Annotated in this window: 21 protein-coding genes; 6 read left to right on the top strand and 15 right to left on the bottom strand. The window is 73.2% G+C overall.

The window, feature by feature from the left end; genetic code table 11:
* Window positions 1–135 precede the first annotated feature (135 nt).
* Window positions 136–426 (top strand): hypothetical protein, encoded by a 291-nt coding sequence (locus tag ACWD3O_RS13020; RefSeq protein WP_451415886.1) that lies wholly within the window; start codon window positions 136–138, stop codon window positions 424–426.
* A 58-nt stretch (window positions 427–484) separates the two neighbouring features.
* On the opposite strand, the gene ACWD3O_RS13025 is transcribed toward ACWD3O_RS13020, so the two are convergent.
* Complete coding sequence (locus ACWD3O_RS13025) at window positions 485–859, bottom strand: VOC family protein (RefSeq protein WP_451415887.1); 375 nt, start codon at window positions 857–859, stop codon at window positions 485–487.
* A gap of 677 nt (window positions 860–1,536) precedes the next feature.
* Here ACWD3O_RS13025 and ACWD3O_RS13030 point away from each other — a divergent pair.
* A complete protein-coding gene (locus ACWD3O_RS13030; RefSeq protein WP_451415888.1) occupies window positions 1,537–2,904 on the top strand; it encodes a phosphatase PAP2 family protein in 1,368 nt (455 codons plus the stop codon).
* 170 nt (window positions 2,905–3,074) lie between these two features.
* Here ACWD3O_RS13030 and ACWD3O_RS13035 read toward each other — a convergent pair whose 3' ends face one another.
* Together ACWD3O_RS13035 and ACWD3O_RS13040 are read right to left on the bottom strand one after the other, a co-directional pair.
* Window positions 3,075–5,315, bottom strand: coding sequence for a glycoside hydrolase family 3 N-terminal domain-containing protein (locus ACWD3O_RS13035; RefSeq protein ID WP_451415889.1), 2,241 nt, complete (start codon window positions 5,313–5,315; stop codon window positions 3,075–3,077).
* A gap of 507 nt (window positions 5,316–5,822) precedes the next feature.
* Window positions 5,823–5,957 (bottom strand): hypothetical protein, encoded by a 135-nt coding sequence (locus ACWD3O_RS13040; RefSeq protein ID WP_451415890.1) that lies wholly within the window; start codon window positions 5,955–5,957, stop codon window positions 5,823–5,825.
* 238 nt (window positions 5,958–6,195) lie between these two features.
* Here ACWD3O_RS13040 and ACWD3O_RS13045 point away from each other — a divergent pair, with 238 nt between their 5' ends.
* Complete coding sequence (locus tag ACWD3O_RS13045) at window positions 6,196–7,272, top strand: bifunctional class I SAM-dependent methyltransferase/NUDIX hydrolase (RefSeq protein WP_451415891.1); 1,077 nt, start codon at window positions 6,196–6,198, stop codon at window positions 7,270–7,272.
* A 101-nt stretch (window positions 7,273–7,373) separates the two neighbouring features.
* On the top strand, window positions 7,374–7,853 hold the full coding sequence (locus tag ACWD3O_RS13050) for a hypothetical protein (RefSeq protein WP_451415892.1): 480 nt from the start codon (window positions 7,374–7,376) through the stop codon (window positions 7,851–7,853).
* Window positions 7,854–7,894: 41 nt separating this feature from the next.
* Here the strand turns inward: ACWD3O_RS13050 and ACWD3O_RS13055 are convergent, their stop codons facing one another.
* From ACWD3O_RS13055 to ACWD3O_RS13080, 6 genes are all read right to left on the bottom strand, one after another.
* Window positions 7,895–9,412, bottom strand: coding sequence for a sensor histidine kinase (locus tag ACWD3O_RS13055; protein WP_451415893.1), 1,518 nt, complete (start codon window positions 9,410–9,412; stop codon window positions 7,895–7,897).
* Window positions 9,409–10,146, bottom strand: a complete 738-nt coding sequence (locus ACWD3O_RS13060; RefSeq protein WP_451415894.1) for a response regulator transcription factor — start codon at window positions 10,144–10,146, stop codon at window positions 9,409–9,411. The genes ACWD3O_RS13055 and ACWD3O_RS13060 overlap by 4 nt, the downstream gene beginning before the upstream one ends.
* A 184-nt stretch (window positions 10,147–10,330) precedes the next feature.
* Entirely contained in the window at window positions 10,331–11,968 is a 1,638-nt protein-coding gene (locus ACWD3O_RS13065; protein ID WP_451415895.1) for a CotH kinase family protein, read from the bottom strand.
* Window positions 11,968–12,645, bottom strand: coding sequence for a DUF4956 domain-containing protein (locus ACWD3O_RS13070; protein WP_451415896.1), 678 nt, complete (start codon window positions 12,643–12,645; stop codon window positions 11,968–11,970). Before ACWD3O_RS13070 ends, ACWD3O_RS13065 begins: the two co-directional genes overlap by 1 nt.
* Window positions 12,642–13,505 (bottom strand): VTC domain-containing protein, encoded by an 864-nt coding sequence (locus tag ACWD3O_RS13075; RefSeq protein WP_451416013.1) that lies wholly within the window; start codon window positions 13,503–13,505, stop codon window positions 12,642–12,644. Before ACWD3O_RS13075 ends, ACWD3O_RS13070 begins: the two co-directional genes overlap by 4 nt.
* A gap of 186 nt (window positions 13,506–13,691) precedes the next feature.
* Entirely contained in the window at window positions 13,692–14,324 is a 633-nt protein-coding gene (locus ACWD3O_RS13080) for a sugar O-acetyltransferase (RefSeq protein ID WP_451415897.1), read from the bottom strand.
* 364 nt (window positions 14,325–14,688) lie between these two features.
* Between ACWD3O_RS13080 and ACWD3O_RS13085 the strand changes: the two genes are divergently transcribed.
* On the top strand, window positions 14,689–16,158 hold the full coding sequence (locus ACWD3O_RS13085) for a family 43 glycosylhydrolase (RefSeq protein WP_451415898.1): 1,470 nt from the start codon (window positions 14,689–14,691) through the stop codon (window positions 16,156–16,158).
* A 274-nt stretch (window positions 16,159–16,432) separates the two neighbouring features.
* Window positions 16,433–19,225 (top strand): glycosyl hydrolase, encoded by a 2,793-nt coding sequence (locus ACWD3O_RS13090; protein WP_451415899.1) that lies wholly within the window; start codon window positions 16,433–16,435, stop codon window positions 19,223–19,225.
* Between the two features lie 123 nt (window positions 19,226–19,348).
* On the opposite strand, the gene ACWD3O_RS13095 is transcribed toward ACWD3O_RS13090, so the two are convergent.
* From ACWD3O_RS13095 to ACWD3O_RS13120, 6 genes are all read right to left on the bottom strand, one after another.
* Window positions 19,349–20,374 (bottom strand): LacI family DNA-binding transcriptional regulator, encoded by a 1,026-nt coding sequence (locus tag ACWD3O_RS13095; RefSeq protein ID WP_451413085.1) that lies wholly within the window; start codon window positions 20,372–20,374, stop codon window positions 19,349–19,351.
* 301 nt (window positions 20,375–20,675) lie between these two features.
* Entirely contained in the window at window positions 20,676–20,999 is a 324-nt protein-coding gene (locus ACWD3O_RS13100; RefSeq protein WP_451416014.1) for a DUF7507 domain-containing protein, read from the bottom strand.
* 4 nt (window positions 21,000–21,003) lie between these two features.
* Window positions 21,004–21,441 carry a DUF7507 domain-containing protein gene (locus tag ACWD3O_RS13105; protein WP_451415900.1) on the bottom strand — a complete coding sequence of 146 codons (438 nt, stop codon included), beginning with the start codon at window positions 21,439–21,441 and terminating at the stop codon, window positions 21,004–21,006.
* A 5-nt stretch (window positions 21,442–21,446) separates the two neighbouring features.
* The gene (locus tag ACWD3O_RS13110; protein WP_451415901.1) at window positions 21,447–21,815 is read right to left on the bottom strand and encodes a DUF7507 domain-containing protein; all 369 of its coding nucleotides are present in this window, start codon (window positions 21,813–21,815) and stop codon (window positions 21,447–21,449) included.
* A 235-nt stretch (window positions 21,816–22,050) separates the two neighbouring features.
* A complete protein-coding gene (locus ACWD3O_RS13115; RefSeq protein ID WP_451415902.1) occupies window positions 22,051–22,851 on the bottom strand; it encodes an NPP1 family protein in 801 nt (266 codons plus the stop codon).
* Between the two features lie 194 nt (window positions 22,852–23,045).
* On the bottom strand, window positions 23,046–24,623 hold the full coding sequence (locus ACWD3O_RS13120) for a phytoene desaturase family protein (protein ID WP_451415903.1): 1,578 nt from the start codon (window positions 24,621–24,623) through the stop codon (window positions 23,046–23,048).
* Between the last annotated feature and the right edge of the window lie 34 nt (window positions 24,624–24,657).

A 24,657-nucleotide genomic window follows, 5' to 3' on the forward strand; every position in this document is an offset into this window, starting at 1 on the left:
GCAACTACTTTCATTGCATATTACACCTATCCCTCTGTGCCGCGACACCGGCCGGGCCCGCGCGGCAGGCGGGACAGGCCTACGGCGGCTCTGCCGGGCTTTGCACCGGGCTCGGGCGTCGGCGATGCTGGGCCCGTGCCGGGGCAGGGGAAGAGACGACGCAGGCAGCGGGAATCGGCGGAGCGGGACGCCGCCCGCTTCGCACCCGACGCGGGTCGCTGGGAGGTGCTCTTCGAGACGCAGGACGACGCGGAGTGGCGCGAGCACCTGCACCGGCTCAGGAGGTCGGAGCCGGGGATCGACTGGACGGCGATGCGCCTGGACAGGTTCTGCGGGCGCGCGACGGGGCCGACCACGTACCGGCTGAGCCGGTTCGTGCCGCACCCCGTTCCGCGCTCGGCGGGTCAGGACACCGCCGGCCGGTGAACCCGCCGCGGCGACGCCCTGGGACGCCGCGAGGCGGCCCGAGGCGGCGGAGTGAGCCTCAGTGGAGGCAGAGGCAGAACGGGTGGCCGGCCGGGTCCGCGTACACCCGCCAGTTGCCCCCCGGGCGGACCCGGTCCGTCCGCTCGAGCACCGTCGCGCCGAGGGCGAGCGCCCGCTGCTCCTCTCCGTCGAGGTCGTCGACGTCGAAGTCGAGGTGGAGCTGCTGGGGCCGCTCCTGTCCGGGCCACTCGGGCGGCCGGTAGCCCTCCACACGCTGGAAGGCGAGCGGGGCGCCCTCGACGCCGTGGACCTCGATCCAGTCGGCGTCCTCCTGGTCGGCGACCACCCGGCCCCCGAGGAGCTCCGCGTAGAACCGGGCGAGCTCGACCGGGTCGTCGCAGTCCAGCGCGACCGCCTGCAGCTTGCGGATCACCCTCGGCACCCCATTCCTCGTCGGTCCCCTTCGACCACGTCCGTGGCGGACCGCCCGTGACGGACCGTCCACGGGGGCGTACCCCTCGCCCGGGGCGCCATGCCTTCGCGCCGGGGCGGGCGAACGCCTGGCGCGTTGCCGCCGGGCGCCGCTGCACCCTGCCCGGCCATGGTCTGCTCACGGGGAACGGGGGCGCGGCCGCGCGAACCGGCCGGGCCCCCGGTGCCGTTCGTCCCGCGGCGGCGTGATCCCGTGGCGGAAATCGCGCGCATGCCCCGGCCGGTCGGGGCCGAGCTTGCCGCAGCGCTCTTGACCTGGGGTGATAAGGCGTGTTTCGCTCAGCGCCAGGTAACGGGGAGCGCCGCCGTCGGCCGTGGTGGTCCGCCCTGCGGGACGGGCCCCGGCAGGAGGTGGGCGCCGGAACGGGGGCGTGAGGTGTCTCGGGGCTCTGGGGGAGCCATCGGCATGGCCGGTGGGGCGACTGCGTCGCGAGCGCGCGGGTATCGGGCGGTGTCACTCCCGCCGCGGGACCCGAAGACCGACTGCCCCGCGGTGGACCATCCGTCCGGGCGTGCGCCGTTCACAGCAGGGCTGGCAAGGAATTGACGAAGATATCACCGCAGGACGTGTCCGGGACGGGTGGAAGAGCCGGGGTGCCCGGGCGGAGCCGGCGGCAGGTGGCCTTCTGGACCGCGATCGCGGTCGTCGGGCTGGGCTTCCTGACAGCCCTCGAGGGGGTCGCGCGGCACCTCGGCATACCCGGGCCGATCACGACCCAGGTCCGCGAGGTCGTGTTCCCGCCGGACTCCGGTGGCCTGCTGTACGCCGCCCTGGCCCTGACGATGGTGGTGCTCACCTGGCGGGAACGTTTCCTCGCCCTGGGCGCGGCCGTCGGCGTCGACGTCCTCTTCCTCGCCGTCCGGTGGGCGCTCGGCATCGAGGTGACCGAGGGCCATCCCTTCGGCAACGGCGCGCTGTGGGTGATCCTGGGCTGCGCGGTCCTCGCCCTCACCCGCCGCACCGGCCGGGAACGGGAGCTGCTGCTCAAGGGCGTGGGGCTGGGCCTGCTGCTGGTGGCCGGCCGGAAGACCGGCGACACCTGGCTCCTGATCACCTCCGAGACCCGCCCGATGGTGCTCGACCCCTACCTGGCCGCCGCCGACCACGCGCTGGGCGACCCGTCCTGGCTGGCCGGCCGGCTGGTGACGGCCGCGGGCCCGGCCGGCTTCCACGTCCTCGACTTCGTCTACGGCAACCTCGCCGTGGCCGCGGTCGTCGTCGCCCTGTACCAGCTGCGACGCGTGGCCGTCGAGCGCCGCATCCCCCGCCACCACCTGGTCCGCACGTTCCTGGTGATCGGTCTGCTGGGGCCGGCCTGCTACATGGTCTTCCCGGTGGTGGGGCCGCTCTTCGCCTACGGCACCGGCGCCGAGTACTGGGCGTCGGTCAGCCTGTGGCAGCCGGACACCCCGTCCAGCGCGCCGTGGGCCGTGGGCGAGCTGTGGCCGCGGATCCTGCCGCCGGTCGACGCCCCCGCCCTGATGCCGTTCGACGAGATCACGCCGCGCAACTGCATGCCCAGCCTGCACACCGCGTGGGCGACCGCCATCTTCCTGCACTCCCGGCAGGGCCCCCGGGCGCTCCGCTGGGCCGGAACCCTCTGGCTGGTCGCCACCCTCTGCGCGACGCTGGGCTTCGGCTACCACTACGGCGTCGACCTGATCGCGGGCGTGGTCTTCACCCTCACCGTCGAGGCCGCGCTGCGCTCCCACGACCGGGGCTGGCCCCGGCAGGGTGTACGGCTGGTCGCCCACGGCAGCGCGGTCTTCGTCGCGCTGCTGCTCGCCTACCGCTGGCTTCCGGTGCGGATGGCCGAACTGCCCTGGCTCGCCGGGCCGCTGCTCCTCCTCGCGACCGCCTCGGTGGTGTACGGCTACCGGCGCACCACGGCGGACTGGGCGCGCGCGGCCTCCGCGACACCGGCCCCCCGGTCGGAACCCGAACCACTGCGGCAGCCCCTCCCCGACCGGGAGCCGGTCCGCTGACCGAACGCCGGCGAGGCCCGGTGCCGCCGGGCGTCCGGCGTACCCGCCGGGGAACCGCGAGGAGACCGGGCACCGCCCTGTCCTCCCGTGGGGCGAGGGCAGGGCGGTGACCGGCGGGGCGCGGAGGAGCGCCTCCGCGCGTCAGGGGGGCCGCGGGGCGGCCGTCGGGTTCAGCTTCCTGTCGTGCCCGTGCAGGCCGGGACCGGCAGCCCGTCGGCGGAGCCGTTGGCCGTGTAGCCGAAGGTGACCGTGCCCCCGGCCGCCACGCCGCCGTTCCAGGCCAGGTTGCGTACGGTGGCCCGGCCGGACGCGGTCGTCAGGGTGCCGTTCCAGACGTTGGTGACGGTCCGGGATCCGAGGTCCCAGCTCGCCGACCAGCCGGTCAGCGGGCTCGTGCCGGTGTTCCGCACCGTGACGTCCGCCTGGAAGCCGCCGGACCAGGTGCTGGTCACCTTGGCCGTCGCGGTGCAGGAACCGGGTCCCGGCGTCGGGGTCGGTGTGGGCGTGGGCGTCGGTGTGGGCGTGGGCGTGAGGTCGGTTCCGGTGCCGTACGTCAGGCCGTGCCCGTAGGGGAACAGCGCGTCCTTGCCGTCACCCTGGTTGATCGGCTGCTGGGAGGCGCTGCGCATCCACGTCATCGGCAGCTTGCCGGTCGGCCTGTGGTCGCCGAACAGCACGTCCGCGACGCCGCCGCCTTCCGTGCCCGGCAGCCACGCGGCGAGCAGTGCCCTCCAGTCGGGCAGCTGCGCGGCGATGTCCAGCGGCCGCCCGGAGACCAGGACGACGACCACCGGCACGCCGCTCGCCTTGAGCTTCGCGAGCGTCTGCAGGTCCTCCTGGTCGAGGCCCATCGCGCCGGGCCGGTCGCCGCGCCCCTCGGCGTACGGGGTCTCGCCCACCACGGCGACGGCTGCCGTGTAGCTGCCGTCGATGCCGTTGCCGTACCGCTCGAAGGTGACGCGGGACGGGTCGTTCACGGCCTCCCGGATGCCTTCCAGGACGGTGGCGCCGGGGGTGATGTCACCGCTCCTGCCCTGCCAGCTCATCGTCCAGCCGCCGCTCATGTTGCCGATGTCGTCGGCCGACTTGCCCGCGACGAACAGCTTGGCCGACTTGGCGAGCGGCAGCACACCGCCCTCGTTCTTCAGCAGGACCTGGGACTGGCGCACGGCCTGCCGGGCCAGCGCCCGGTGCTCGGCGGAGCCGACCGTCGAGGTGTACGCGCGGTCGGTCAGCGGCTTCTCGAACAGGCCGAGACTGAACTTCTGGGTGAGGATCCGGCGGTTGGCGTCGTCGATGCGGGACATCGGGACGCGTCCGTTGTTCACCTCGCCGCGGAGGAGGCCGATGAACTTCTTGTAGTCGTGCGGGACCATCACCATGTCCACCCCGGCGTTGACCGCCCTGCTCACCTCCTCCGCGGTGAAACCGGTCTGCCCGTCGAGCTGGTCGATGGCCGCCCAGTCGGAGACCACGAAGCCGTCGAAGCCCAGTTCCCCCTTCAGCAGGTCGGTGACCAGGAACTTGTGGCCGTGCAGCTTGACGCCGTTCCAGCTGCTGTACGAGAGCATCACCGAGCCGACGCCCCGGTCCACGGCCGCCTTGAACGGCGGGAGGTGGACCGCCCGCAGCTCGGCCTCGGTGAGCTGGGTGTTGCCCTGGTCGGTGCCGTTGGTGGTCCCGCCGTCGCCGATGTAGTGCTTGGCGGTGGCCAGCACCGAGGCGGGCGCGGAGCCGGGCCCGTCGGCGCCCTGGAAGCCGTCGACGACCGTGGCCATGGAGGTGACCAGCTCGGGGGTCTCGCCGAACGACTCGTAGGTGCGGCCCCAGCGGTCGTTGCGGGCCACGCACAGGCACGGCGCGAACGTCCAGTCCACGCCCGTGCCGGATACCTCCTCGGCGACCGCGCGGCCGATCCGCTGGACGAGGGCGGGATCGCGGGTGGCGCCCAGGCCGATGTTGTGGGGGAAGATCGTCGCGCCGCGGACCGCGTTGGCGCCGTGCACCGCGTCGATCCCGTAGATCATCGGGATGGCGAGCGGAGTGCCGAGTGCCTGGCGCTGGAGGCCGTCGTAGGTGTCGGCCCAGGTCTGGGCGTTGTTCGGGCTGACGGTGCCGTCGCCGCCGGAGAGGACGGAGCCGAGGCGGTAGGTGGCGATGTCCGACGCGGGGACGATCGCGTCCTTGTCGGCCTGGGTCATCTGGCCGATCTTGTCGTCCAGCGTCATCCGGGACAGCAGGTCGTCCACCCGGTCGTCGACGGGCAGGGAGGCGTCCTGGTACGGCAGGGCCGCCTGCGCGGCGGCGGCGGCCGCGGACGGCTGTGCGCTCATCGATCCCGTCAGGGTGATCAGCGCGGCGGTGACGGCCAGGACGGCCGTCAGCCGGCCGCGGCGGGTCGGTGGTCTCATGGGGGGTCCTTCGCGGTCGCGGAAGCGGGTGCTGAGCGGGAAACGCGACGAGACGGACGTCCGCGCGTACGCCGGAAGGGGGTGACGGCGTACGTGCGGCGCCGGTACCGGACGTGCCGGTACCGGCGCCGGACGCCGGCCTGCCCCGGGGGGGTGCGGTTCCGCCGGGGGGAAGGCCGGCGGGACCACGGGGCAGGCGTGGGGTGCGGTGGTGCTTCGTGCGGTGCGGGGTTGGTGCGGCTCGGTCGTGCGCGGGTGGGTGCGACTCGGTGGTGCGGGGTGCGTGGTGCGGGACCACGGTCGTCCGGCCGCGGTCACGGCTGTGCCGTGAGAGTCCGCAGACAGCGAGGCCACTTTGCCCGTCTTCGCACCGTTTCTTCCGCCGGGTGACGAAAGAGGACGTACACACGTCCGGGTGGGAGCGCTCCCACCCGTCTGTTTCATGAAGCCAGCAGCGTCATCGGCTGTCAACAGCCGTCACACGACATCGTGAAACTTCCGGGCCACTCAGGGGGTCCGCGAGCCTATGGACTCGCCCGGCAGGTCCAACGGGTCCGGCACGCGCACCGGCAGTGCGGGTCCACCGGCGTCCGGGCGGACCGCCCGGATGCCCGTCTCCGTCGTCACGACCGTCTTCAGCATGAGCACAAGCCTCGCACGGCCCACCGACAACGGCCGCGCGGCGCCTCCGCCGGGCAGGGCACCTCGCGCCTCTCCCGCCGCGGCGCGGATCTGTCCTGAACACGTCCCCCCGACCACTCGTAACGGGTGCCGGATCGGCGCAGGTATGGGAGCAGTCCGCACGCACCCGGCGGGCGCGACCGACCGGGCGGGCGCGACCGACCGGGCGGGCGCACGCCCGCCGAAAGAGAGGGAGACCATGCCCCACCACGACCGCAGGACCCCGGGCGTCGAGGACTGCCGCGGCCTCGGAGCGGCGGAGAAGGCCCTGTTCGCCGGCCTGGGCCCGGGTCACGACCAGGCAACCGCACTGGGCCTGGGCTGCGGCACCGGTGAACTCGCCGCGTTCCTGGCGGGTTCGGGCTACACGGTCGACGCGGTGACCTCCACGGAGGCGGCCGAGGCCGCCCCGGATAACGCCATGCGGCCGGTCGGGGTGCGGTGGCTGTGCCTGGACGTCGAGCAGGACGACCTCACCCCACTGCGGGACGACGGCTACGACCTGATCGCCGTCCGTCACGCGTACGCCGTCCTCCGCGACCGGGCCCGCGTCCTGCGCGTGTTGGGCGCACGGCTGCGGAAGGGCGGGGCGCTCGTGGTCGTCGCGCCGGTCGCCGCGGACGCCCTCGGGGAACACCGCACCGCGCTGGACGAGGACGAACTGGCGGTCCTCGGCGAGGGATGGGAAGGGGCGGACCGGTTCGACGTGGACGGGCAGGCCTTGGTCGTCCTGCGCGGCCCGGTGGCGTCCTGGTGGCCGCTGGAGAAGGGACCGCTGAAGCCGCAGGCGGTGTTCGGGGCCGCCGCGGTGGTCACCGACGAGCGGGGACGGGTCCTGCTGGGCCGGTCGACGCACGGCATGTGGCAGCTCCCGGGCGGGCACGTGGACGCCGGCGAGTCCGCGCAGCAGGCCGCCTGCCGGGAGTTGGCGGAGGAGGCGGGGCTGCGGGCCTCCCCCACCGACGCCGACCTGGTCACGATCCTCCACGGAGACCACGAAGCCCACGGTGTCCACGGGGCGCACGGGGACCGGGCCGGCGGCGTGCGGCGGTTGACCGCCGTCGTCCACATCACCGCCTGGACCGGCACGCCGGGTCTGCCCGAGCCCCATCACTTCCGCCGCTGGGAGTGGCACGACCGCGACGCGCTCGCCTCCCTCGGCCCGGTCTTCACGCCCTCGGCGCAGGCGCTGGAGGCCGTCTGGCCGGGTGTCCTCCCCGACGTGCCCGCCGCGCACTCCTACCCCCACGCCGGCCGGCGCCCCCAGGGACGGTGAGGGCAGGCCGGGACTCCGCTGCCGTCGCCCTGTACCGTGCGCCGTCCCGCTCTGGCACCATGCTCAACGGTCCCGGCCCTCGCCCCCGTCACGGAGGACACATGCGTATCCGCGTTCTGCCCGCAGCCATGGTCGTGGCGCTCTCCCTCCTCACCGGTTGCTCCTCGGGTGACGCCTCCCAGGAGGAGAAATCCCCGAAGGCCGGGGCGGCGGACACGGCCGCGGAGGAGAAGCCGGCCACGGCCGAGACCCGGGCACTCGCGAAGGACGTGCGGACCTACATCGGCGCCTACTTCGGCAACGACGCCTCCACGTCCCTCGGGATGATGTCGCAGCGCTGCCAGGACGTGCTCGCCCACGAGGCGGAGCACGCCGACAAGAGGGGCGAGGAGGCCTATGCGGCGGCGGTCGCCGACATCGCGGAGAAGCACGGTCCCCGCGAGGCCACCGATGTGACGGTCGACGAGGTCTCCGGCGACCAGGCGCGCGTCTCCTACCGGGTGAAGGGCCTCCCGGAGTTCGACCAGAAGGGCCAGCCCTGGCTGCGCGAGAAGGGCGCCTGGAAGTACGACGCCTGCTGACGCCCCGCCCCTCCCGCGCGGCCGGGACGCCGGGCCGGGGTCTACCACTTCGGCAGCACGAGGCGGAACGTCGCCCCGGTGCCCGGCCCCGGGTCGAGTTCGAGGCGCCCGCCGTGGCCCTCGGCGATGGCCGCGGCGATGGCGAGTCCCAGTCCGCTGCCGCCCTGGGCGCGGGAGCGTGACCGGTCGGCCCGGTAGAAACGCTCGAAGACGTGCCCGGCGTCCTCGGCGTTCAGCCCCGGACCCTCGTCCGCGACCTCGATGACGGCGACGGGCGTGCCGGGCGGGAGGGCAGGGGCCGTGCCGACGCGTCCGGGCACGTCCGTGCCGCCGAGGCCGGGGCCGGCCGGGCCCTCGCCCACCCGGACGTGGATGCCGGTTCCGGGCGGGGTGTGGACATGCGCGTTCGACAGCAGGTTCTCGACGATCTGCCGGAGCCGGTGCGGGTCCCCGACCGCCTCCACCACGTCCAGTTCGCGTGCCTGCCCGCCCTCGGGTTCGCGCAGGGGCGTCAGGTCCACCGGGTGGCTGCGCCGCTGCAGGGCCACGGTGCTGACCGCGTCGGCCGCCAGGGACAGCAGGTCCACGCTCTCCCGCTGGTAGGCGGGCTGCCGGTCCAGGGTGGCGAGCAGTTGGAGGTCGTCGACGAGCAGCCCCATCCGCTCGGCGTTCTGCGCGACGAGCCGGTCGGCCTCCCGCCGTTCCTGGTCGCTGCGCCGGCCGGGGCGCAGGGCGAGCTGGGCGAAGCCCTGGACGGCGGTCAGGGGGGTGCGCAGTTCGTGGCCGGCGTCGGCGACGAACTGCCGGAGGCGGTTCTCCGACGCCTCGCGTTCCTGCAGCGCCTTGTGCAGCCGGTCGAGCATGGTGTTCAGCACAGTGCCGAGCCGCCCGATCTCGGTGCGCGGATCGGTGTCCGGCAGCCGCAGGTCGAGCCGTCCGGCGGTGATGGCGCCCGCGGTGCGCTCCATGCGGGTCAGCGGCAGCAGTCCCAGGCGGACCACTCCCCGGGCCAGCGCCAGGACGGCGGCGACGGTGACGGCGAGCAGCAGGGCGTCCATCCACAGCAGCTTGGAGGTGGCCCCGTCCACGGTGTCGAGGGGCAGGGCGACGACGGCGCCCATGCCCTGGGGCCCGGTGCGCAGCAGGACCCGCCAGTTGCCGTCGCCGCGTTCGGCGTCCACGGTGGTGGGCCGGCCGTCCCGCAGCCCGAGCTCCTGCAGGGTGTCCGCGAGCTCGGGGCCGGGCCTGTCGTTCGAGCCGAGCACGTGGTCCAGGCGCTGTCCGGAGGCGTTGTAGAAGTAGACCCGGAAGTCCGACGGCAGCGCGCCGGCGTTCTGCACGGGTGGCGGGCCGTCGGGCCGCCGGGCGTCGGAGAAGGCCGGGGGCCTCGGCGTGAACTCGGTGAGCTGCTGGTCGACGCGGTCGACGAGCCAGGAGCGCAGGACGAAGAAGCCGATCAGTTCGGCGGTGAGGACGGCCAGCGTGGCCAGCACCGTGACGCCGAGGATGAGGCGGCCGCGCAGGGAGCGGGGGGCGAGGGAACGGCGGAGGAGGCTCACCGGTCGGACGGTCCCTGGTTCTCGCGCGGCAGGCGCAGGCAGTAGCCGACTCCGCGGACGGTGTGGATGAGCGGCGGTTCGAACCGGTCGATCTTCTTGCGCAGGTACTTCACGTACGTCTCGACCACGCGCGAGTCGCCCGCGAAGTCGTAGCCCCACACGTGGTCGAGGATCTGTGCCTTGCCGAGCACCCGGCCGGCGTTGTCGAGGAGGTAGGAGAGCAGCTTGAACTCGGTCGGCGAGAGCTGCACGTACTGACCGGCCCGGTGCACCTCGTGGGCGGTCTCGTCGAGTTCGAGGTCGGCGTAGCGCAGGACGGTGTCCGGCAGCAGGGCGTCCTGGCCGAGGGTGCGGCGGAGGATGGCCTGGATGCGCAGCAGGACCTCCTCGATGTTGAAGGGCTTGGTGACGTAGTCGTCGGCGCCGGCGCTCAGTCCCGCGATGCGGTCGTCGACGCCGGTGCGGGCGGTGAGGAACAGCACCGGCACGTCGTTGCCCGCGGCGCGCAGCCGGCGGGTCACCTCGTAGCCGTCCAGGTCGGGCAGCATCACGTCCAGGAGCAGCAGGTCGGGTTGGAGGCGTTCGGCCTCGGACAGGGCGGCGCGTCCGGTCCCGACGCTGCTCACGCGGTAGCCGGTGAGGCGCAGGGTCGACTCGAGCAGGGTGCGGATGCTGGGTTCGTCCTCGACGACGAGAAGCCGGTGCCGCGGCTCGGCTTCGGAAGACTCGATCATGGTGCTGTGCGGTCCCGTTCTTTCGCTGCGGTCCACGGCGTGCCCGGGCCTGGGCCCGCACCGGACGTTACCTGCGGCGGGTCGCGCGACGTGCTCGCGGCCCGGCATGTCTCCCCCCGGGGCAGCGGGGGGGGTGCCCGGGCGCCCGGGAGGGTCCTTCGGGGGACTCTCCCGGGCGTGGGCCTCAGCCGGTGACCTCCTCGTCCTTCGCCAGCGCCTCGGTGCGTTCGGTGACGGTCGTGCGCAGCTTCTGCACGGCGGAGTCCAGGCCCTCGGCGTCGGCGCCGGACGCGCGGGCCGCGTCGGCGACGCGGTCGAGCGACTCCAGTGCCGTACCCGAGCCGTAGAACTTCTCGTAGAGCTCCTGGTAGGCCTTCTTGTAGACGGTGTCGAAGGCGTCGGACTCCAGGAAGCGGTCCTTGAGGGCGTGGCCGGAGAAGCCGCCCATGCCTCCCCGGCCGGCTTCGCCCTCCTCGCCGGCCTCCGCTCCGGTGCCTCCCGGCATGCCGCCCTCGGGGAAGCCCTCGGGGAAGCCCTCGGGGAAGCCCTCCGGCAGCCCCTCGGGGAAGCCCTCCGGCAATCCCTCGGGCAGGTTCTCCGGGGCGCCCTCCGGCAGCCCTTCGGGCAGGCCGCCCTCCGGAGCCGCCTCCTGTCCCTCGGCGGCCGTACCGCCGCCCCGGCCTCCGGGCATGCCGCCCATGCCGGTCTCGTCGTCGGGACCGGCCGTCGCGTCACCGGAGAAGGTGAGGTTGTAGTCCCAGCCCAGCACCGTGAACTTCTTGGTGTCCAGGTCGTACCACAGCAGGTAGTTCCTGCCCGGCCCGGACATGTCGTCGCCGTTCAGCAGCAGGTTCTGGGCCGCCACGTAGGTGGCGAGGGACTCGACGTCGACGTACCGGTCGAGCTCCTTCTCGAACTCCTCGTCCGACGCCTGGTCGACCCACTTGACGAGCTTCATGACCGGCTCCAGGTCCTGGCTGCCGACCTTGTTGAGCTGCTTGAACGAGCTCTCGTAGTCGGTCGGGTCGTCCCCGACGTAGGCGAAGCTGCTGCCGGCCCGTGCCTTGTACATCACTCCGTCGCCGTCTCCGGCGGACTCGGCGTACTCGGTGTCGGGACTCTCCACCATGAGCCGGGTGGTGACGGGCCGTTCGTTGACCTCGAAGGAGGTGAACGAGTAGCGCTCGTTCTTGAGGCCGCTGGTGTCCATCAGGCTCAGCGCCAGCGCCTCGTTGACCGGAAGCTGCTCGTCGGTTCCGGGGCGCAGCGAGATCTCCCGCTCCCCCTGGTACGCGCGGCCTTCGACGTACTCGTCGATCTTGATCAGCCAGGGCAGTTCCTCCGGCTTCTCCTCGGACAGGTCGTACTGCGTCATTCCGCCGCCGCCCCGGCCGCCGCCGGGCATGCCCGAACCGGAGCCGCCGCGCAGGGACATGAGGGTGGAGTTGCCCTTGAGGCGGAGCCCGACGTCCTCCAGCTGGACCCCGTCGACCATAAGGTCGGCCTCGATGTACTCCTTGCTCCCGTCCTCCTGGAACTCCTTCATCATCTTGTCGAACTCGGTCTGGTCGTAGCTCAGTCGGACGCTGTGGGAGACCGTGGTGTCGTACAGGCCGACCGTGCCCCGGATGTCCTGGGTGATGGGGTCGCCCTCCGTCGTGGAGGCGGAGGTGACGAACGGCGAGACGCGGGCGTCGCCGAAGCCGTACACCATGACCGCCAGTCCCGCGCACAGGGCGCCCACGGGCTTCCAGTGGTGCCGCAGCCGGACCGGGAGGCGGTCCCGCAGGCGGCGTCCGCGCGCCGCGGAGTCGCCGGCCATCACAGATCGGTGGTGTCGTAACCGGTCAGCACGGTCACCCGCTGGCCGGAGGTGCGCTCCTGCAGCGCGCTCACCAGCTCACCGGGCTCGGTGCCCTTCTTCATGCGCACCGTGTAGAACACCTCGTTGAGCGCACCGCCCCTGATCGTCTCCGTGCTGACCAGCTCGAACTCGGTGGTGTACTTGATGAGCACGTCGCTGATCGCCGGTGCGTAGTCCTCACCGGCCGGGACCTGGACCTTGACCACCTGGCGCTGGACGTTGAGGGCGAACCAGTTGAACTTGGACATCACCAGGACGACGGCGCAGATCACCACGGCGCCGACCGCGGCCAGCGTGTAGAAGCGGGCGCCGCAGGCCATGCCGATCGCCATCGCCAGGAAGATGAAGCCGACGTCCCTGGTCTCCTTCACCGCGTTCCGGAAGCGGACCACCGACAGGGCGCCGACGAGCGAGAACGCCCGGGCCAGGTTCGACCCGACGACCAGCATGATCAGGGCGACGATCATGCCCACGATGACCAGCGTCTGGACGTACGACTGGCTGTAGGAGACGTTGCGGTGCGTGTACCGGTACACGTAGCCGATCAACGTGCTCAGGACGAACGACAGCGCCATGGCCGCCACGACGTCGGCGACGCTGAACGTGCCGCTGAGTTCCTGCAGATCGAAATTCACTGTGCTCCTGCTTTCACCGGCGCCTCGGACGCCGGCCGCTGCCCGGGCAGCTGCCCGGTGGTCGGGTGGGGGGACGGGGTGGTGGGTGTGGCCGGAGGCGGGTAGTCCGCCTCGTGGACGTGGAAGACGGACCGCGGGGCGCGCCCGAACGCCTCGATGGACTGCACGTACTTGGAGACCCGGACCAGGTTGAGGTTCCGGCGCGCGGCCAGGTCGGTGATCCAGTGCGGGGTGCGCTCGTTCACCTTGATCTCCATCACCGCCAGGTGCGGCGGGATGGTGAAGCGGTTCTCCGGGTTCGGGATGCCGAAATGGAAGTCCCGGTCACGGCCGCGCACGCGCCGGTCGAAGGTCACCCGCAGCCCGGTGTCCGCGTCACGGCCGACCAGCGCCTCGCGCTGGTAGCCGGTGATGGCGGTGGGCCGCAGGTCCAGCCGCACGATCAGCTCCAGGACCTCCTGGACGAAGGCGCTCTCCTTGTCGGAGTGCTCGACGAGCTGCCGGCCGTCGCAGAGCAGCCGCGCGGCCCCGTAGGGCAGGGTGATCCTGCGCTTCTGGGTGACCCGGTTGACCCGCTGCTTGATCTCCACGCACACGGGCGACTCGTCGGTCACTCCGTCGAGGTCCCCGTAGTGCCGGATGCGCAGCTTGCGCCGGAACTTCAACCCTTCGATCTTCTCCCAGTAGAAGCGCAGCTGGGCGGTGTCGTAGTAGAGGCTCCACACCCCGTAGCCGCCGACCGGGCTGTGCGGGTCCAGGTCCATCCGCTCGGCCAGCTCGTCCCTGATCGCGGCGGCCTCCTCGACCGGCACGAGGTACTTCAGCTCGAACCGGTTGAACGCGTGCAGCCTGCTGGCCACGTGCAGTGGTTCCGCCACGGTGCGCCTCCTTCGTCGTGCGGTGCCGTTGATCGGCACAGCACACGGAAGCAGCGCTGTGTGGGAGAACGCCGAGAATCGCGGGGCAAACGCAGCAGAACCGGGGAGTGCCCCCGAGGTGAACGGCCGCCGACGGGACGGGGAACGGTGTTGTCGGGGTTACCGGCGTTACCGGGCGTTCGGCGGCCGTTGCGCGACGCGGGTGGCCAGGTCGTCGTCCGTGATCTCCCGGAGCACCCGGCACGGCGTCCCCACGGCGACCGTCATCGGGGGCACGTCACGGCTGACGACGCTGCCCGCGCCGATCACCGAGCCGTGGCCGATCCGTACGCCGGGCAGGACGACGACGTTGCTGCCGATCCAGACCTTGTCCTCGATGACGATCGGCTCCGAGAAGCGGCCGAAGTCCTCGCGGCGCGCGGGGTGCACCGGATGGCCCGTCGTGGTCAGGGTCACGCTGGGCGCGATCATGACTCCGTCCCCGATGCGGATCTCCACGTCGTCGACGAAGGAGAGGTAGGCGTTGCCGAAGAAGTCGTCGCCGATGTGGACGTTGCTGCCGTACGCGGCGTGGAACGGTGGCAGCAGCACGGGACGCTCACCGACCGAGCCGAGGATCGCGCCGAGCAGCGCGCGCCTGCGCGCGGTGTCGGACGGCGGGGTGTGGTTGTAGGCGAAGATCTCGTCGTCGCGGCGCAGAGGGCCCAGGAAGGCCGCCTCCGACTCCGTGTAGACCAGTCCCGCCGCGATCCGCGCTCGGACCTCGGCCTCTGCCCGTGCTTCGGCCTGTGTCTCTGCCACGGCCCGACTCTCAGCCTCTGCCACGGCCCGCGCTCCGGCCTGTGCCTCAGCCTCTGCCACGACCCGTGCTCCGGCCTGTGCCTCTGCCACGGCCCGTGCTTCGGCCCGTGTCTCTGCCACGGCCCGTGCGACGGCCTGCCCCTGTGCCTCGCGAGCGTGCTCGTGCGTGTCTCCCACGACGTCCCCCACGGCGGAACCCCTCCTCCACAGGGCGGGCCGGCGCCCGCCCCCCGACCGACCTTACGGCGGAGGCGGCTCCCCCGCGTCCCGCCCGCGCATGTCGGCGGGAACGGGCCTGTGCACGGTGTGACCGGTGCCGGATACTCGTCGCCGTCCGAGCCGATCCGCCCCGAGAGGCCTGCGCATGCGACTGCCGGAGCGCCCGGTGATTCCCGGGTTCCACCCCGACCCCAGCGTCTGCCGGGCGGGGGAGGCGTACTACCTGGCCTGCTCCAGCTTCGAGTACGCCCCCGGTGTTCCGCTGTTCCGCTCCGAGGACCTCGTGCACTGGCGGCAGATCGGCCATGCGCTGGACCGGCCGTCGCAGCTCTCGCTGGACCGGGCCGGCCCGTCCGGCGGCATCTACGCGCCGACGCTGCGGTACCACGACGGCCGGTTCTGGATGATCACCACCAACTTCGCCGACCGCGACGGGATGCTGCTGGTGACCGCCGAGGACCCGGCCGGGCCCTGGTCGGACCCGGTCTGGATCGACGCCCCGCCCGGCGTGGACCCCGACCTCGCCTGGGACCGGGACGGCACCTGCCACCTCAGCTGGTCCGGTACCGACGACGCCGGGCGCACGGTGGTCGTGCAGGCCGCACTCGATCCGGTCGGCGGCGAACTCCTGGACGCACCACGGCAGTTGTGGGGCGGCACCGGCGGCAAGTATCCGGAGGCACCGCACCTCTACCGGATCGGCGGGCACTGGTACCTGGTCGTCGCGGAGGGCGGCACCGAACGCGGTCACGCCGTCACCGTCGCCCGCGGGTCGTCACCCTCGGGGCCCTTCGAGCCCTGCCCGCACAATCCCGTGCTGACGGCGCGTGGTCTGGGCACCACCGTGCAGAACACCGGGCACGCCGATCTGGTGCAGCGCCCGGACGGCAGCTGGGCCATGGTCTTCCTGGGCGTGCGCGCGCTCGGCGGAACCCCGCACTGGCACGTGCTGGGCCGCGAGACCTACGCCTGCGAGGTCGTCTGGGAGGACGGCTGGCCCCGTACGGGCGACCCGATCGAGCCGCGGTCGCCGGCGGAACTGACCGAGGAGCTGACCGGGCCGGACCTGCCGCTGTCCTGGGTGGCGGCGGGCAGGTTCCCGGCGGAGGTGCTCCGGCCCGCGGAGTCCGGCGGGCTGCGGATGACCGCCGTCGAGGGGGACGACCGGGCGTTCGCCGGGCGCCGCCAGCAGCACCTCACCACGCGCACCCGGGTCACCGTGGACGCCACCCACGGCGCCGGTGGGCTGGAACTGCGCGTCGACCCCCGGCACGCCGTCGCCGTGGAGGCCGGCGACGGCGCGGTGCGGGCCGTCGCCACGATCGGCGGGGTCCGCGCGGTCCTCGGCGAACTGCCGGAGGCCGGTGCCGTCGTCACGCTGGAACTGCGGACCGCGCCGCCGTCCGGTCCGGCCCCCTCCCATGTCCCGGGGCCGGACGAGATCGTCGCCGGCGTGGTGACCGCCGACGGCTTCCGGGAACTGGGCCGGCTGGACGGCCGCTACCTCTCGACGGAGACCGCAGGCGGCTTCACCGGACGCCTGGTCGGCCTCACCTGCTCGCGGGGCCACCTCACGGTCCCGTCGTTCACCTATCAGGGGACCGACGCGCCCTGATCAGGACGCCAGGGCCGGACGCACCAGCGCCCGAGTACGCCTGCGAACGCCCGAGAGCGCCTGAGAGCGCTCTCAACAGGACGGGCCGGAAGCGCCACGTATCGCCCTGAAGTGGCGTCCGGCTGTGCGACAAGTGTTGACACCCGCCCCCGGGGGTCCTACGTTTCCCGCGTCCTGAGAGCGCTCTCTTCCGCTCCCAGGAGGTTCCGGAACCGCTCCTCCCCCACGTTCCATCACGTCCCCCCGATGCCCCGTGATGACAAGAGGTGTCTCCATGCCATCCCTCCCCCCGCGACCTCTCCGGGCCTTGAGGCCGGCCTCGGTGCTGGTCATGGCCGCGTCGCTGGCCGCCGTCGGACTCGGTCCCGCGGCGGCCCCGGCCGCGGCCGCCACCGTGCCCGTGGGCGCCGGAAGCTACTCGGACACCCGTCCGGCCGGCACGTCCGGGCCCACGACCAACACCGGCACGCCGGTCAAGCCCAAGGTCACCGCCGCCGCCCAGGGCAAGCCGGTCCCCACCAACGACTGGTGGTCCTCCCTGGCCTTCCAGCGCTACGGCGACAACCCGTACTCCACGCCGATGTACGGCCACCCGCTCACCTACCAGGCCGTCGCCGGCGGGCTGGAGGTCGGCTACCCGACGACCCCAGCGATCGTCGGTGACGGACGGCAGTACGAGTTCGCCCACAAGCGCGACCTGACCGTCGGACTGGCCGGGCTCAACTCGCCCGACACCAAGGCGGACGCGTGGTCCGACTGGACCGTCACGCCCTACTGGTCCGACGGCGCCCGCACCCTGCGGACCACCATCGGCCACGGCATGCCCTTCGTCTACGCCCAGGGCTCCGGCGGCAACGCGCGCATCAGCACCGCCGCCACGCCCACGGTCTTCTCCGACCAGGGCAACGTCCTCGGCATCACCGTGGGCGGCCACCACTACGCCCTGTTCGCGCCCACCGGCGCCGACTGGAACGTCTCGGGCACGGAGATCACCGCGGGGCTCGCCGGCAAGGACTACTTCTCCCTCGCCGTCCTGCCCTCCACGGACGCCCTGGCCACCTACCGCAAGTACGCCTTCAGCTTCGTCACGGGGTCCAAGGTCGACTGGAGCTACGCGTCGGGCACGGTCAAGGCCACCTACTCGCTGACCACCGAGGCCAAGGAGGGCACCGAGCGCGGCGCCCTGCAGGCCCTGTACCGGCACCAGTGGCTGCACACCACCGACGCCCTCACCTCCCACACCTACGTCTCGCCGCGCGGCCAGATGAAGGTCCGGGAGGGCGCCTCCTTCAGCACCAGCATGAAGGCGGCCCCCTCGCTGCCCCAACTCCCGCGCAGCAGCGCGCTGGACACGGCGCGGCTCCGCGGCTACCTGAACGACGTCGCGAACTCCTCGGACCCGTTCTCCGGCGCCACGGACACCTACTGGACCGGCAAGGCCCTCGGCAAGCTGGCCCAACTGGTCACCATCGCCGACCAGATCGGTGAGACCGCCACCCGCGACAAACTGCTCGGCCTGATCAAGGGCAAGCTGCAGGACTGGTTCACCGCGGGCGGGGCCAACGAGTTCTCCTACGACAAGGACTGGAAGACCCTCACCGGCTACCCGGCCTCGTACGGCAGCGACACCGAACTCAACGACCACCACTTCCACTACGGGTACTACGTCCACGCCGCCGCGATCGTCGCCCAGTACGACGCCCAGTGGGCCGCGGACTCCGCCTGGGGCGGCATGGTGAGGACGCTGGTGCGCGACACCGCCAACCCGAGCCGCACCGACGGCTCCTTCCCCTTCCTGCGCGGCTTCGACGTCTACGCCGGGCACGGCTGGGCCTCCGGCCACCAGGGCTTCGCCGCCGGCAACAACCAGGAGTCCTCCTCGGAGTCCACCAACCTCAGCGCCGCCCTGGTCCTCTACGGCTCGGCCACCGGGGACACCTCGCTGCGCGACCTCGGCGTCTACCTCCTCACCACGGAGAGCGAGGCCATCGCCCAGTACTGGTTCGACAAGGACCAGCAGGTCTTCCCCGCCTCCTACACCCACGACACCCTCGGCATGGTGTGGGGCAGCGGCGGCGCCTACTCCACCTGGTGGACCGCCAACCCGGAGGAGATCCACGGCATCAACACCCTTCCGGTGACCGCCGCCAACGCCCTGCACCTGGGCGCCCACAAGGAGGCCATCCGGCGCAACCTCGCCGAGATGGAACGGGAGAACGGCGGGCCCGCGGTCGAATGGCGGGACATCCTCTGGGAGTTCCAGTCGCTGGCCGACCCGGCGGCGGCCAAGGCCAAGTGGGACGCCGGGCACGCCGGATACACCCCGGAGGGGGGCGAGTCCAAGGCCCACACCTACCACTGGCTCACCGGCCTGGACACGACGGGCGCACCCGACACCTCGGTGACCGGTGACATCCCGACCTCCGCCGTCTTCTCCAAGAACGGCACCCGCACCTACGCGGCGCACAACCACGGCTCCACCGCGCGGACGGTCACCTTCTCCGACGGCCGGACGCTCAGCGTGCCCGCACGGTCCACCGCGACCGCCACCGGGCCCGGCGGCACCGATCCGGGCACTCCCCCGGTGTCCGGCAACACCTTCCGGCTGCGCAGCGGCGGCGTGCTCACCACGGCCACCGACGGCTCGGCGGGCAGCGACACCATCGCCTCGGCCGGCGGCACCAACCGCGACGGCACGCCGTACCAGCCGCTGGTCTACGAGGTGAAGGGCGTCAACGGCACCCTCACCTCGGGCGGTTCGACGTCGTTCCGGCTGGCCGTGGACGCCGGCACCTCGGTCGGTCTCGGCCAGCAGGCCAGGATCAGCTACGACCTGACCGGCGACGGCACCTTCGACCGGACGGAGACGTACCACTACTTCGCCACCGACCCGGTGTCGGGCTGGGAGCGCTACGACCAGACCCGGGGCCTGAAGTCCGCCACCGGCACGCTGGGCAACCTGCGCGGCGGGACGGTGCGGGTGGAGGTCTGGAGCGCGATCGGCAACGCGACGTCGCGGCTGCAGACCAACTCCGACTCGTCGGTGCTGGTCATTCCCTACAGCTGACGGGCTCCGCCGGAGGCGGCGGTCACCGGGTCCGCCCGGTGACCGCCGCCTCTGTTCTGCCGTCGCCGCGTTCGCGCGCCCCGGCCGGGCGCTCGGCCACTCGCCCGGCCGGGCGCTCGGCCCTCAGGCGGAGGCCCGCCGCACCAGCGTGGTGGGGGTGATCACGGACGCCGGGACCGCCTCGCCCGGGCGGTCCAGCAGCCGCATCAGCAGCCTGACCATCAGCCGGCCCATGCCCGCGATGTCCTGGCGGACGGTGGTGAGCGGCGGGTCGGTGATCCCGGTGACGGCGGCCATGTCGTCGAACCCGACCACCGCGACGTCCTCGGGCACCCGCACGCCCCGCTCCCGCAGGGTGCGCAGCGCGCCCGCCGCCATCAGGTCGTTGGCCACGAACACGGCGTCCAGGCCGGGGCACCGGTCCAGCAGTTCGGCCATCGCGCGGGCGCCGCCCGCCTCCGTGAAGTCGCCCTGGCACAGCAGCTCCTCGGGCGCGTCGACCAGGACGTCGCGGTACCCGTCGACGCGGTCCAGGGCGGCGACCTGGTCGCGCGGCCCCGCGATGTGCGCGATCCGCCGCCGGCCCAGGGAGACCAGGTGGCGCACCGCCTCCCGTGCGCCGCCGCGGTTGTCGCAGTCCACGAACGGCGCGCCGGGCACCGGGCCGGAGGCCGGGCGGCCGCCGAAGACCGCCGGGATGCGGGTGCCGGCGATCAGGGCCGCCAGCGGGTCGTCGGTGTGCAGGGAGAAGGCGAGCGCCCCGTCCACGTGGCCGCCCTCGAGGTAGCGGGCGATCCGGTCCTGGTCGCTGGAGCCCTCCGCCCATAGCAGCACCAACTGGGCGTCGTGCGCACTCAGTTCACGGCTGATGCCGCGCACCTTCTGCTCGAAGAACGGGTCGGAGAACACCCGGAACTCGGGCTCCGCGATGATCACCGCCACCGCGCCGGTGCGGCGGGTCACCAGGGAGCGGGCCGCGTGGTTGGGCACGTACCCCAGTTCCTCCACGGCCCGGCGCACCTTGTCGGCCAGGGGCGGGCGCACTCCGGTGGCCCCGTTGACCACCCGGGAGACCGTCGCCCGGGACACACCGGCCCGTGCCGCGACGGCCTCGAGTGTCGGTCGTGGTCCCCTGGTCTGCTCGGGCAAGGCCGGGCTCCTCGTCTGCGTCTGCGTCGGCGTGCGGCCGCCGACCAGGATAGGGGCAACGGCGGGCCCGCTGAGAGCGCTCACAGCGAGGCCGCCGAACCGTGACCCCCGCGGTTCCGGGGCTGGGCGTCCACGGCCGCTGGGCCGCGGTGACGGCCGCGCGCCGGGCGGGGGCCCTGCCCGTGACCGCGGCGGCGGTGGGCGCTCTCACGGCCGGGCGCGCTCGCGGGAGCATGCCCCGGCCCGCCGGCGAGGTGCCGGCGGGCCGGGGTGTCGGCGGCTCCGTCAGGGGATCGGCCCGTCAGGCGGCCGGGCGTTCGTTCCGGCACGGGGTGGCCGGCTGGGCGCCGTGGCCGTGGTGGCCCGGCTTGTCCTTGCAGGGCTTGCCGGGGCCGTGGCCGTGGCACGGCTTGCGTTCGACCTGGACGGTCGCCGAGTCGGTCTCCGAGCGGATCCCGCCCTCGGCGGTGGCGACGGCGGTGTTGGTGATCCGGCCCTGCCGCGCGTCCCCGCTGGTGACCACATAGGTCCCGGTGCAGGTCACGGTCTCGCCCGGCTCGAGGGTCGTGGCGGGGCAGACGACCCGCCCGAAGCGGTCGTCGCGGACGGCGATCCCCTCGAGCAGGGAGTCACCGGTGTTGGCGGGGGTTCTCGACCTCCTTGACGATGCTCAGGCCGGGCGTGCCGGGCCGGAGGATCTGGATCCGCGCGCTGTCCGGCTCCGACTCGGTCTGCCGGGCACCGGAGCGGCCCCGGGCGAAGGCCTGGTTGACGACGCTGCCGTCGGCGACGTCCTCCTCCCGCACGGTGTACGTGCCCCGGCAGGTGGTGACCGCCTCCGGCGCCAGCGTGGTGTCGTCGCAGACGACGCCGGTGACCCGGTCGTCCACCACGGCGAGGTCGGTGATCTCCAGGTCACCGGTGTTGGTGACCCGGTACTCGTAGGCGCGGGAGTCGTCGACCGACTTGTCCAGGAGGAGCGCCAGGGCGTTGGCGACACCGACCGTCTTGTCGTCCTCGTCCGACCGGACGTCGGCGTCGTCGGCCCGCCCCACGGCGGTGGCCACGTTCGTCAAACATGCCCGTCGTCGGCGTCGGCCTCGGTCACCGTGTAGCGGCCGGTGCACTCGGTGGTGTCGCCGTCCTCGCCCTCCGGGGCGAGGGTTTCCGCGGCGCGGGCGACGTCCGTGACGCGGTCGTCGTCGACGGCGAGCGCGGTGATCTCCACCGGCCCGGTGTTGCTCACCGTGTACCGGTACTCGACCTTTTCGCCGACCCGGTAGGCGCGGGTGTCGTCGGCGGTCTTCTCGATCCGCAGCCCCGGTCCGCGCTGCACGGGCAGGGTCAGGTCGGCGGGCGGTGCGTCGACCTCCGCGCCGTTCGACCGGCCCGGCAGTCCCGGGCCGGCGGCCACCATGCCCGCGACGCCCGGTGCGCCCATCCGACGCGGCGGCGGGCGCCTCCGCGCGAGGACGGCGATCTCAGAAGTGATCTCATGCCCGGAACGTAAGGCCATGGGCTGTTGTGCGCCCGCCCGGTGTGCCGACCGGAGGGCGACACACCACCTCGGTGGCGTGTCGCCCCTGCAAGCGGGTGCGCGCACGTGTCGTACCGTCACCCCTCGGTGGCGGAGCGACGCCGCCGCGGCCCTGCTCCCCGGCGCCGCACCCGCCGCGTCACAGGGAGGGCACGAACGGGATCCCGGCCGGCTTCGCCTTCTCCAGGTGCGAGAGGTAACTGCTGTCCTTCAGGCCGAAGTTGGCGCTGCCCCAGTTGGCCTGGGAGAGCCTGTCGCGCAGCCCCGCCGGGTAGCCGCCCCAGCCGACCAGCGGCGGGTACTGCCAGGTCCCCCGGTGGTTCTCCGGCGGCTCGTCCCCCGCCGAGGCGGCGCGGAAGCAGTGGGTGCTCACGCCGTCCTTGTGGTAGACGACCTTCGGGTGGGTGCCCTCCCACGGGATGCGGTCGCGGCTGTGCACCGTGAAGGACCCGTGGTTCGAGGTGGCCACGTGGCGGGCGGTGTTGGTGGCCTGCTCGACCCAGACCACGATGTGCTCCCAGTCGTGCCGGTGGCCTCCGATGCTGGTGCCGGCGAGGGCCTGGTCCTTCTCGAAGTAGAGGCCGTAGAGCACGGCGCACCAGCCGTTGTTGCAGGTGGCGCGGGAGTAGGCGTTGGTGTTGCCCAGGTCGAAGGAGTCGCGGCAGTCGCCGTTGAGGGCGCCGGTGGGGTTCAGTCCGCCGTTGAGCGAGCCGTCCGGGCCGATGGCGGGAGTGGGGTAGCAGCCGTCCTTGTCGTAGTCGAGCGCGGGCTGGAACTGCCGCTCGAGCGCGGTGGCGTTGGCCGGCAGCGCGGCGGGCGGGGCCGCCTGCGCGGGCCCCGCGAGGGTGAGCAGCAGGGCGAGGGCGCCGCCGGTGGTGGTGAGCGCGCGAGCGGTGCGGCGGGTGCGGGGTCTGGCCGGGGAGGCGTTCCGTCCGGACAAGGCGTTCTCCCTAACACGTCTGTGGGCGGGGGGACTTGAGACGCTGGATGGTGCGCGTCTCGCGCAGGTGACACCCTGCCCGATTTTGATGACGTGCTCATGAAAAACGGCCCAACAGTGTCAGGAGGAACGGCCCCGCCGCGGCCGGAGGCCGATGGGGACCGACCCCCGGCCGGGACCGTGTGCGCGGCGCGTCAGAGCTGTTCGAGGACCGCCATCGCCGCGTTGTGCCCGCCGAGCGCGGAGACCGCGCCGCCGCGGACCGCTCCGGAGCCGCAGAGCAGCACCGACGGGTGACGGGTGGCCACGCCCCAGCGCGCCGCGGGGGTGCCGAGGTCCGCGTCGTCGGGGGCCCAGGGCCAGGCCAGGTCGCCGTGGAAGATGTGACCGCCGGGCATCGCCACGTCCGCCTCGACGTCCTGCGGGATCTTGGCCTCGACGCAGGGCCGCCCGTCGCCGTCGCGGGCCACCACCGTGTCGATCGGGTCGACCAGGTGCCGGTCCAGGGAGGCGACGGCCCGGCGGACCGCCTCCGCCTTGCGCGCGTCACGGGTGGCGGGGTCGTCGAAGAGCGTGGCGGGGAGGTGGAGGCCGAAGTAGGTGAGGGTGTGGGTGCCGTCCGGGACGTCGCCGAGGACGGAGGGGTCGGTGAGGGAGTGACAGTACACCTCGCCGGGGAGCCGGCCCGGGATGCGGCCGGCGGCGGCCTCGGCGTGGGCGGTCTCCAGGTCCGCGTAGTCCTCGTCCAGGTGGAGGGTGCCGGCGAAGGCGACCTGGGGGTCGGCGCCGGACTTCAGGCGGGGCAGCCGGTCGAGCAGGAAGTTGATCTTCAGTTGGGCGCCCACCGGTTTGGCGGCCGGGTCGCGGTCCGCTCCGAGCAGGCCGTCGAGCACCCAGGGCGCGGCGTTGGAGAGCACGAACCGGGCATGGAGCACGGGCCCGTCAGCCACGGCGACCTCGGCACCCTCCGGTCCGGGGCGGACGGCGGTGACCTCGGCCCCCGTCACCAGCTCGGCGCCCGCACGCAGGGCTGAGGCGGCCAGGGCGTCGGTCACCGCGCCCATTCCGCCGACCGGGACCCGCCACTCTCCCGTCCCGTTGCCGATCAGGTGGTAGAGGAGACAGCGGTTCTGGATCAGCCGGGGGTCGTGCAGGGCGGCGAAGGTGCCGATCAGGGCGTCGGTGGCGACCACGCCGCGGACCGTCCCGTCGGTGAACCGCCGCTCCAGCGCCTCGCCCAGCGGCCGCCGCACGATCTCCTCCCAGACGGCGGCGTCGACCCGGGCCCGCAGCGCGCCCTCCCGGGGCAGCGGTTCGGTGAGGGTGGGCGCCAGGACCTCGGCGAGCTCGCCCACCCCGGCGTAGAAGTCGCTCCAGGCCCGGTACTCGGCGTCCGATCCGGTCAGCCGGCGGAAGCTCTCCCGTGTCGCCGGGCCCTCGGGGCGCTCCACGAGCAGTCCGCTGGGCACGCCGTCCCGCAGGACGGGGGTGTAGGAGGCGGTGGAACGGGAGGCCAGCCGGAGGTCCAGCCCCAGGTCCTCCACGATGCGGTCCGGCATCAGGGAGACCAGGTACGAGTAGCGGGAGAGGCGGGTGGTCCGCCCCGGGAAGGCCTGCGCGGAGACCGCGGCGCCGCCGGTGCGGTCCAGGCGTTCCAGCACGACGACGGAGAGGCCGGCGCGGGCGAGGTAGGCGGCCGCGGCGAGACCGTTGTGGCCGCCGCCGACCACGACGACGTCGTAGGCGGTGCGGCTGGTCCTGATCGATGTCATGGCCCCTACCCTCGCCCACGGCGGGGGGCCAGGG

The organism is Streptomyces sp. NPDC002640 (assembly GCF_053592575.1).

Excerpts from the sequence above, each read along its gene's own strand:
- ACWD3O_RS13035 (WP_451415889.1), bottom strand. The coding sequence starts at position 5,315 with ATGAGACCACCGACCCGCCGCGGCCGGCTGACGGCCGTCCTGGCCGTC.
- ACWD3O_RS13040 (WP_451415890.1), bottom strand. The coding sequence starts at position 5,957 with ATGCTGAAGACGGTCGTGACGACGGAGACGGGCATCCGGGCGGTCCGC.
- ACWD3O_RS13045 (WP_451415891.1), top strand. The coding sequence starts at position 6,196 with ATGCCCCACCACGACCGCAGGACCCCGGGCGTCGAGGACTGCCGCGGC.
- ACWD3O_RS13050 (WP_451415892.1), top strand. The coding sequence starts at position 7,374 with ATGCGTATCCGCGTTCTGCCCGCAGCCATGGTCGTGGCGCTCTCCCTC.
- ACWD3O_RS13060 (WP_451415894.1), bottom strand. The coding sequence starts at position 10,146 with ATGATCGAGTCTTCCGAAGCCGAGCCGCGGCACCGGCTTCTCGTCGTC.
- ACWD3O_RS13065 (WP_451415895.1), bottom strand. The coding sequence starts at position 11,968 with ATGGCCGGCGACTCCGCGGCGCGCGGACGCCGCCTGCGGGACCGCCTC.
- ACWD3O_RS13085 (WP_451415898.1), top strand. The coding sequence starts at position 14,689 with ATGCGACTGCCGGAGCGCCCGGTGATTCCCGGGTTCCACCCCGACCCC.
- ACWD3O_RS13090 (WP_451415899.1), top strand. The coding sequence starts at position 16,433 with ATGCCATCCCTCCCCCCGCGACCTCTCCGGGCCTTGAGGCCGGCCTCG.
- ACWD3O_RS13110 (WP_451415901.1), bottom strand. The coding sequence starts at position 21,815 with ATGGGCGCACCGGGCGTCGCGGGCATGGTGGCCGCCGGCCCGGGACTG.
- ACWD3O_RS13120 (WP_451415903.1), bottom strand. The coding sequence starts at position 24,623 with ATGACATCGATCAGGACCAGCCGCACCGCCTACGACGTCGTCGTGGTC.